Genomic DNA, 7,849 nt, shown 5'->3' on the forward strand with positions numbered 1-7,849 from the left:
AGKCATAGTTTTCATTTTCCTTGCAGATGGGGTAATTTTCTTCGTACCGCAAGAATTGCTGGGTATCGAAGTAATGCTGCCGAATCGTATAGACCGCTACATTGTACAGGTTATTGCTGTATTGGCACATTTCCCGGAGCATCGTATACTCTTGTTTCGACAAGCCACGGATGACATTCGATTGCGTCAAGTACATCTGGAATCCACCTCCTCTGTTATCTACCATTATACCGTAGACGTAGTGAAAAGGCTAAGATGGAAAATACATAGGGTGAATTTCGCAGGCATCGAACCTGCGAAATCCATCGCCATTCATCCCCTACCTAAGAGGAAGGAGTCTTCTGGCAAAACTGTGATAAAAGGCTCATCAACATACCAAGTCTCTCTTCGCCTTCTTTACGACCTTTGGCCTCTCCCTCTTTACGCCCCTCAGCTTTGCCTTCTTCAAAGGCATCGCGATGATCCGAGTTATAGTCGAGGATGGTGAGTTCGCGATTGATGTAAGCCAACCAGCGTTCCATTTTCGTCATGTCACGAATCCGCTTCTTCGGCAATAAAAAACAGCACTGTTGGACAGAGTTCTTATCACACTTTATTTTTTCAAAATACCCGTTGCTATAAGAGCTATAAACCCGAGTCCACTTAAGCCTGCAAATGTAATATTGCCCAAATATAGACTATAAAAAACCACCCCTAAGATAGCCATGCAAATAACAAACGCCATCCATTGGCCTCTTCGGTCCCGATTTATGGTGCCTTGAACTTCCAGTAATTCTTTTTGCCGTATATGTTCTGAATTCTCTTTAAACTCTTGTAATATTATTTTAGGAGCATCGGCATAAATATTTTTATATTTTTCCATCATTTCAGGCGGTGGAATAGGGCCTTGATACTGATATGCAGATTGATGTTGAAGCACTACTCCAGTCGCATTACGATTATTAGATTTATTTTTGATTTCGTTCCTTTTGGGTACAGGTTGATTATTCAACTGGTTATTTTTCTTGTTCAATCCGGCTGCCCACCTCCTCAATAGTAGTCCATAGCGTTTTTCCTGTTTTAGCCCAACTTTCGTTAGTTATAGAAGCAGCATCATTGTGCGTATTTTTTGAATAATCAGTCTGTGGAAAAACAGTAAATGTCGAGAGGCCGCACATCAGCATCGCAAATAAAGCTTTCATTTTCATATTTAATTTTCTTGCCATATTGCCACCTCCTATTAGGATAAATAGAATAAATACAATAGCGGATTTCATGGGCAGTCAATTGATTTTTCAACAGATTCACCATTCCTTTCTTTATTATAGCATGAAACAGAACGAGTAGGATATATCCATACCTCCATGATACAACAGAAAAAGGACGGTTCTGGAAAACTTAATCGTTTTCTAATCATTTTTGAACCAAATCCAAAATATTTAAGGAATCGTTAATGTAGATTGGGGCCTATCGGCCCCGCCGGTCGCAGTTCGCAGGCCGCCGGTCGCCTCGGACTCAAATGCCGCTGCGCGGCAACAGACCCAGAATAACGACATCGCCTCGAGTAACCCTCGACTCGTAAAAAATGCCCCAATCGGGGGCCGTTTTTTTTTTTGCGAACTGCGACCGGCCACCTGCGAACTGCGTTCATTTCATGAATCTGTCGCGGCGCAATGCCGCATCTGAATCCGAGAGAAAGGCCGTTGTTCGTGGTTCGTGGCTCGTAAAAGCCTACCATTATACTCGAATGGGCTGTGACCGAATCTCACAGCGGGCCGCACAAGGCTCCCTTTATAGGGGAGCTGGCCGCCAAAGGCGGTCTGAGAGGTTAAAGGGCGGCCCCTACGCACAAGGCCATGGGCCGTGTATTTTTATGACCTGTGACTGCGTTTATTTCCATCGCCTGACTGCGATTCCGTAGGGGCCGTCCCAGAGCCTTTCTAACCCGTCAGGTACAGGACCGGTTATCAGAACGGACAACAGCGTCGGGCGGCCCGCTACGCGCTGAGGGCTCATTTTGTTGCAGCCTTCTTTCCCATACCTAACACAATAGCTGGCATTTTTCCTTTTTGTGAAAAATTGCCAGCTCTCTGTTTTTAGACGCACTTTAAGACGCGCTACCTTGCAGACCGCTATGATACCATTGGCATTGAGGACATTAGCGTCAAAGCGATGGCAAAGCAGAAAAAAGATGGCAAGTTCAGCTTTGGCAAATCCGTAACTGACAATGGCTGGAATATGTTCACGAACATGCTGGAGTACAAGCTTGCTTGGCAAGGTAAACAGCTTATCAAGATAGACAAGTGGTATCCAAGCAGCCAGCTGTGCCATGTTTGCGGATATCAGAACCACGAAACCAAGGACTTATCTGTAATGGAATGGAAAAGGGATATGCATAGAAACCTCCTGACATGAAATCAAAAAATGCAATGAATCGATGCTGCTTTGCCTCCCTTGCCTTTTGATAGCATTTATGCTATCGTCTAAATAGGAACATAAAGGAGATCATGATGTACAAGATTGAATTTTATGAGAACCAGCACGGCGAATCAGAAGTCTGGGATTTTCTGGAAGCCTGCGGGTGAAAAGCAAAAGCAGCAAGGATGCCCGTATCCAGTACAACCAGATTCTCTTCTACATCGACCTGCTCGCAAAAAACGGCACCAATCTGCCGGTCAATATCACCAAACATCTGGAAGAAGACATCTGGGAACTGCGTCCAGGAAACAACCGAGTCTTTTATTTTTACTATGACGAGAGCCAGTATGTACTGCTCCATCATTTCCGCAAAAAATCACAGAAAACACCGAACCGGGAAATCGCCCGTGCCAAAGCGGAACGCGACGATTACATCCGCCAAAAGGAGGCAGAACAATGAGAACCTGGGAAGACTATAAGAATCATGTAAAGGCCGTCAGCGAAGAAGAACGCCGCAATATGGAAGAAATCGAAGAAGTAAGCGACATTGTTTCCTCCATCATCCGGCGGAGACAGGAGTTGGGCATCAGCCAGCGCGCCCTTGCAGAGCGATGCGGCATCCCTCAGTCCTCGGTAGCCCGTATCGAAACACTGAAGACAACGCCAAAGCTCGATACTCTCGTCAAGCTTATGCAGGCCCTCGACCTGAAACTCCAGGTGGTTGCAGCCGGCTGACAAAAATCAAAATGAAATAACGTCCCGTTCATCATAGACACTGCCGCTGCCAGTCCCATTGCGGACGCAGCGGTCCAGTGCCATGATGGACGCCACGATTCCGTCGATTTTTTCGACGGATTTTTCTTTGTCCGTTTTGATGTTCCCCGCCGGGTCCTGCCGCATCACCACGTTGCCCTTGAACCCCTGGCCGAACGGCACCATAGTGATTGACCGTGTTTTTTTGTGACCTGTGACTGCGTTATTCCCATCGCCTGACTGCGATTCCGTATGGGCCGCCCAGAGCGTTCTGACCCGTCAGATGCTGGAGACAATTCCCCGGACGGGATGACAGCGGCGGGCGGCCCGCTACGCGCTGAGGGCTTCCCGAAGCGTCGTTGTCAGTCTGAGTTTGTCGCGGCAAAGCCGCATCTGAATCCGAGCCAATCGCGGTCTATTCCCCACTAATTTTGAAAAAGCAAGGAATAGGCTGTCGCCAATTCCAAACATCAGGCAGAAGCCATCGCAGCTACCATCCAGCCTTTGGGATGCTTATTTCTCATCAGATTCTCACCTCACTGGGGCTTAATTCATTGTGAGCATCAAAAAGAATCAACCGTTTTTCTCCCCGGCATCGGGCTTACGTTCTGCTACCATTCCACCTTTTTGCTCCGGAATGGAATACTGACAATTTCCAGGCACTTCATAGGATTTGCCTTCTTTATTATAGGTCAGATTGAACACCATGTCGGTCAGCCATTTCTTGAAGGATGGATTGTCCTGGAACTGTTTGAAGAGTTCCATATTGTCTGCCATGATGGAAAAAATGACCTGCTGCAGGGCTCGTTCGCTCTCGGTCCGGGCTTCTTGTTCATCAGAGTTTTTCATAGCGTTGCGGTACTTCTCATCATGTGAAACCATGGCCGGAATCTGCAAGAGCTGTCGTTGTACGTTGTCAGCGTCGTTCCACTGGATATTCCCGAACATATCATTGAATTCCGAGATGATGTGCGACAAGGGGTCCATTTCCGGTTCTACAATATGGCCAACCTTACCGGTAGGAACGGGGGCGATTTCAGCATCTTCGTCTTCCAGTTTGATGGCTACTGCTTCCCGTGCCTCGTTCCGATAGCTGTCCAGGTCCACAGCGGCCAAGATACCCTCTGACAGGTCATCGGTCTGAGGCGACGGCAGTTTGGGAATCAGCAGATTCAGGAAAATAGATAATTTTTCCCACGCTGCATTGCCATAGGGAAGAATAGACCCCAGGAAACCATAGGTCCGCACAAAAGCCTTAGCGGCACTCTTGAACTGAATCTGGTCCTCCGTTTCCAGCTGGTCATAAAGGACGACACACGAATCGAGGAGCGGATCCAACCGGTCCCGTTCCCCGCCGCTCAGAAACAAGTCCACTACTTTCTCTACATCGCTGTGGTCATAGACCTGATAGCCTTCCATCAGGGAAATCAGGTCGTAAAGCTTATTGGGGTCCGTTTCGCCGGACAAAATCGTCGTCCGGTAGAAGCGGGAAAAGGCTTTTTCAATCGTTTCCGCCTTGTTGGCAAAATCCAGTACATAGACTTCATCCTTTCCCGGCGCCGCCCGGTTCAGCCGGGACAGGGTCTGGACAGCTGCAATGTCCGAAAGGGGTTTGTCTACATACATAGTCTGGAGCAGCGGTTCGTCAAAGCCCGTCTGGAACATGTCGGCCACGACCAGCAGCCGGTACGGGTCCTTCTTGAATTCCTGGGGAATCTTTGCGTCCGGAAAACCATTCATCGCTGCCGAAGTCAGGGGCGGTTCCTGGCCGTGATAGCTGCATTCCCCGGAAAAAGCGATGATAGCCTTATAAGGGCTGTGCCGGTCGGCCAGACACTTGGTAATGGCATAGTACGTTTCAATGCAACGGGGAATACTGGCCGTCACCACCATGGCGCGAGATTGGCCGCCCAGTTTCTTCCTGGCAATGATCTGTTCGTGGAAATGGTCTACCATCATCGCCGCTTTCTTGGCAATGACGTCGGGATTCCCTTCGACAAAGGAGCGCAGTTTCTTCTGAGCCCGCTTCTTGTCAAACATGGGGTCGTCTTCCACCTTTTTGGCAATCTTATACCAACTGTCGATGGTCACGTAATTCTTCAGCACATCCAGGATGAAGCCTTCCTGAATGGCTTGTTTCATGGTATAGACATGGAAGGGCCGGTGTTTGATTTGGCCGTCTTCTTCATAAGGCGTGCCAAACACCTCTTCCGTCTTGTTTTTAGGCGTAGCCGTAAAGGCGAAGTAACTGGCTGTTTTTACCAGTTTCCGTCCCTCTACCATGGCGTTGATCTTGTCTTCATTATCCAGTTCACTGTCCGAAGCCAGTCCGGAAAGGGCCAGATTCATATTGGCTGCATTCCGCCCGCTCTGTCCCGAATGGCTTCGTCGATGATGATGGCAAAGGTATGGTTTATATGTTCCTGGCCGATTTCTTGAGAAATATAAGGGAACTTCTCTACCGTGGTCACAATGATCCGCTTGCCGTCCTGGATGGCCTTTTTCAAGTCGCCCGAGTGCTGGGCCCATACGACGGTATTCTTTACCTGCATGAACTGTTTAATCGTATCCCGGATTTGCTTGTCCAGAATCCGCCGGTCCGTCACGACAATGACCGAATCAATCATAGGCCGTCCATCCCGTTCCAGTCCGATCAGCTGATGGGCCAGCCAGGCAATGGAATTGGATTTGCCAGACCCGGCGCTGTGCTGGATGAGATAGCGTTTACCCACACCGTACTGCCTGACATCGGCCAGGAGTTTTTCTACACAGTCCAACTGATGATAGCGCGGCCAGATTTGTTTGACCGATTTCTTCCGGGTTTCCGGATTTTCCTCAACGACGACCTGGACGTAGTTCTCGATGATACGAGACAATTTCGTCTTCGTCAGGATATCTTTCCACAAGTAGTCCGTCATGATGCCCTCAGGGTTGGGCGGATTCCCGGCCCCATCGCGGTATCCTTTGTTGAAAGGCAGGAACCAGCTGGCCTTCCCGCAAAGTTTCGTGCAGAACTGGATTGTCTGGTCATCTACGGCAAAATGTACGATACAGCGTTTGAAGGAAAACAGCAGTTCCCTGGGATTGCGGTCTTTCTTATACTGTTCTACGGCGTCGGCTGTCGTCTGCCCGGTGAAATGGTTCTTCAGCTCTATGGTAATGACGGGCAGGCCGTTGATGAACAGACAGAGGTCCAAAGCCAATTTTGACGCGTCGATAGCATAGCGCAGCTGGCGGGTAACACTGAAAATGTTCTTGTCAAATAGCCGTTTCGCCTGCTCATTGTTTTCCGTCGGCGTGAAATAGAACAGGATCAGGTCGGCCGGATAGGCTTTGATGCCATTGCGCAGGACGTCGATGATACCGCGCCGGGTGATTTCTCCAGAAAGGCGGTTCAAAAACTGCCGCTTCTTCTGGTCACTCTGGTTGACGCCGAGCTTTGCCATCTCTTTGGGTTGAGTATCATTCAAAAAGCGAAAGAGCCGGGTTTCATCGATGGCATATTCTTTATTGTAATCTTCATTCGTCCCCTGCTGGTAGCCATCCTGATCCACCAGCCAGTTCACTATGAGCGTTTCAAAACCCTTTTCCGTTTTATCCGTAAAAACCATCGTCAGTCCTCCTCTCCAGGGATTCCTGTTTCTTCGTCATTGCCTTCCCCATCATCAGCCGTCAAGTCGTCCACGTGTTCGTAAGCAGGAACAGGGATATTCCGGACATCAATTTTGCCGGTGACCACGTCGGAGATGAGGGTGGATTTTAGTTCTTGCAGTTGCTTAATTTTTTTCTTTAATAAAGATATTGTTTGATTAATTAAAATTTCGTTCTTATGCACTTGAGCTGTAATAGCTAACTGCTCTTCATACTTTGGAACTAATATTTTAATTCTCATAAGTTTAGAAGTGTCAATTGCCGGATACGCGATACCAATAGATTCACGAATAACCTCATCGCAAAAACGTTTGGATTTAAAATAATACTCCAAATATTTGCTATCCACACCATGAGGACTTAAAACCGCAAATCCAGTAGATACAATTACATCCTTATCATCCGTTATTCGCGTAATTGCCTTAAGATATGTTCTAACGGTTGATATAATAATATCATTTTTATGTACAATTCGTCTTGCCCTTGATGGAGCATTTTTAAATTCCATTTCTTCATAGTGAGTAATTCCTTCTTTTTCATCCACAGAGCCAATATCAATATAACGAAAGCTATAATTCTCTGCAGTCGATTCACTTAGAGACTCTCTGTTACAATATGCAATCGCTTTTAGTGGCTGTACATCTGCCTGACAAGAAAAATGAGATAATGCATTTTCAATTTGTTTTTCTTTTATCTCTTCTAATTGTTTTATTTGCTTTTTTCTAATACTAGTCAGCTTGTTAATCTCCGGGGAGTGTAAAATAGTTTGTGTAAATCGGTATTGCATGAATCTACTTTATGCCCCATACTGGGGTAAACAAAGATAAGGACGGTAACAGAATGGCAAAGTGTAAAACTCCACCAACTACCCCAGGCGAGCAGATTGCTCAGCAAATCCTCAACAACTACGACATCAAGAGCGCGGAAGACGTACAGGACGTCCTGAAGCAGATTTTTGGCCCATTTTTGAGTCCATGCTCAAAGGTGAGATGGAAAATCATCTCGGCCATAAGAAGCATGAGCGCTCCGAAGACGGGTGACAATCTGA

General features: G+C 47.3%; 11 protein-coding genes and 2 pseudogenes. 4 read left to right on the forward strand and 9 right to left on the reverse strand.

The features are described from left to right. From NM10_RS10950 to NM10_RS14785, 5 genes and pseudogenes are all read right to left on the reverse strand, one after another. Positions 1–196, reverse strand: a pseudogene (locus NM10_RS10950) (transposase); the annotation flags it as partial. Positions 197–323: 127 nt separating this feature from the next. Further along, a complete protein-coding gene (locus tag NM10_RS10955) occupies positions 324–530 on the reverse strand; it encodes a hypothetical protein (protein ID WP_020311627.1) in 207 nt (68 codons plus the stop codon). A 62-nt stretch (positions 531–592) separates the two neighbouring features. Beyond that, positions 593–1,012: a DUF2335 domain-containing protein gene (locus tag NM10_RS10960; RefSeq protein WP_020311628.1), complete on the reverse strand. Its 420-nt coding sequence runs from the start codon at positions 1,010–1,012 to the stop codon at positions 593–595. Next, on the reverse strand, positions 996–1,205 hold the full coding sequence (locus NM10_RS10965; RefSeq protein WP_020311629.1) for a hypothetical protein: 210 nt from the start codon (positions 1,203–1,205) through the stop codon (positions 996–998). The genes NM10_RS10960 and NM10_RS10965 overlap by 17 nt, the downstream gene beginning before the upstream one ends. A gap of 664 nt (positions 1,206–1,869) precedes the next feature. Beyond that, on the reverse strand, positions 1,870–2,310 hold the full coding sequence (locus NM10_RS14785; RefSeq protein WP_239639718.1) for a hypothetical protein: 441 nt from the start codon (positions 2,308–2,310) through the stop codon (positions 1,870–1,872). On the opposite strand from NM10_RS14785, the gene NM10_RS14790 reads away from it, so the two are divergent. From NM10_RS14790 to NM10_RS10980, 3 genes are all read left to right on the forward strand, one after another. Then, entirely contained in the window at positions 2,269–2,394 is a 126-nt protein-coding gene (locus NM10_RS14790) for a hypothetical protein (protein WP_239639717.1), read from the forward strand. The two genes, NM10_RS14785 and NM10_RS14790, sit on opposite strands and share 42 nt — an antisense overlap. 166 nt (positions 2,395–2,560) lie before the next feature. Then, positions 2,561–2,857, forward strand: coding sequence for a type II toxin-antitoxin system RelE/ParE family toxin (locus NM10_RS10975; protein WP_020311632.1), 297 nt, complete (start codon positions 2,561–2,563; stop codon positions 2,855–2,857). Beyond that, positions 2,854–3,132, forward strand: coding sequence for a helix-turn-helix domain-containing protein (locus tag NM10_RS10980; RefSeq protein ID WP_020311633.1), 279 nt, complete (start codon positions 2,854–2,856; stop codon positions 3,130–3,132). Before NM10_RS10975 ends, NM10_RS10980 begins: the two co-directional genes overlap by 4 nt. Before the next feature lie 6 nt (positions 3,133–3,138). Here the strand turns inward: NM10_RS10980 and NM10_RS10985 are convergent, their stop codons facing one another. From NM10_RS10985 to NM10_RS10995, 4 genes are all read right to left on the reverse strand, one after another. Then, on the reverse strand, positions 3,139–3,297 hold the full coding sequence (locus NM10_RS10985; protein ID WP_301877273.1) for a terminase: 159 nt from the start codon (positions 3,295–3,297) through the stop codon (positions 3,139–3,141). A 426-nt stretch (positions 3,298–3,723) separates the two neighbouring features. Then, positions 3,724–5,499: a type I restriction enzyme subunit R domain-containing protein gene (locus tag NM10_RS14795; protein WP_239639715.1), complete on the reverse strand. Its 1,776-nt coding sequence runs from the start codon at positions 5,497–5,499 to the stop codon at positions 3,724–3,726. Continuing rightward, positions 5,496–6,761 carry a type I restriction endonuclease gene (locus NM10_RS14800; protein ID WP_239639716.1) on the reverse strand — a complete coding sequence of 422 codons (1,266 nt, stop codon included), beginning with the start codon at positions 6,759–6,761 and terminating at the stop codon, positions 5,496–5,498. Before NM10_RS14800 ends, NM10_RS14795 begins: the two co-directional genes overlap by 4 nt. Before the next feature lie 2 nt (positions 6,762–6,763). Further along, positions 6,764–7,588 carry a restriction endonuclease subunit S gene (locus tag NM10_RS10995; protein WP_020311635.1) on the reverse strand — a complete coding sequence of 275 codons (825 nt, stop codon included), beginning with the start codon at positions 7,586–7,588 and terminating at the stop codon, positions 6,764–6,766. A 53-nt stretch (positions 7,589–7,641) separates the two neighbouring features. Here NM10_RS10995 and NM10_RS11000 point away from each other — a divergent pair. After that, positions 7,642–7,849, forward strand: a pseudogene (locus NM10_RS11000) (hypothetical protein); the annotation flags it as partial.

The organism is Megasphaera sp. NM10 (assembly GCF_000417505.1).
Lineage (GTDB): Bacteria > Bacillota > Negativicutes > Veillonellales > Megasphaeraceae > Megasphaera > Megasphaera intestinihominis.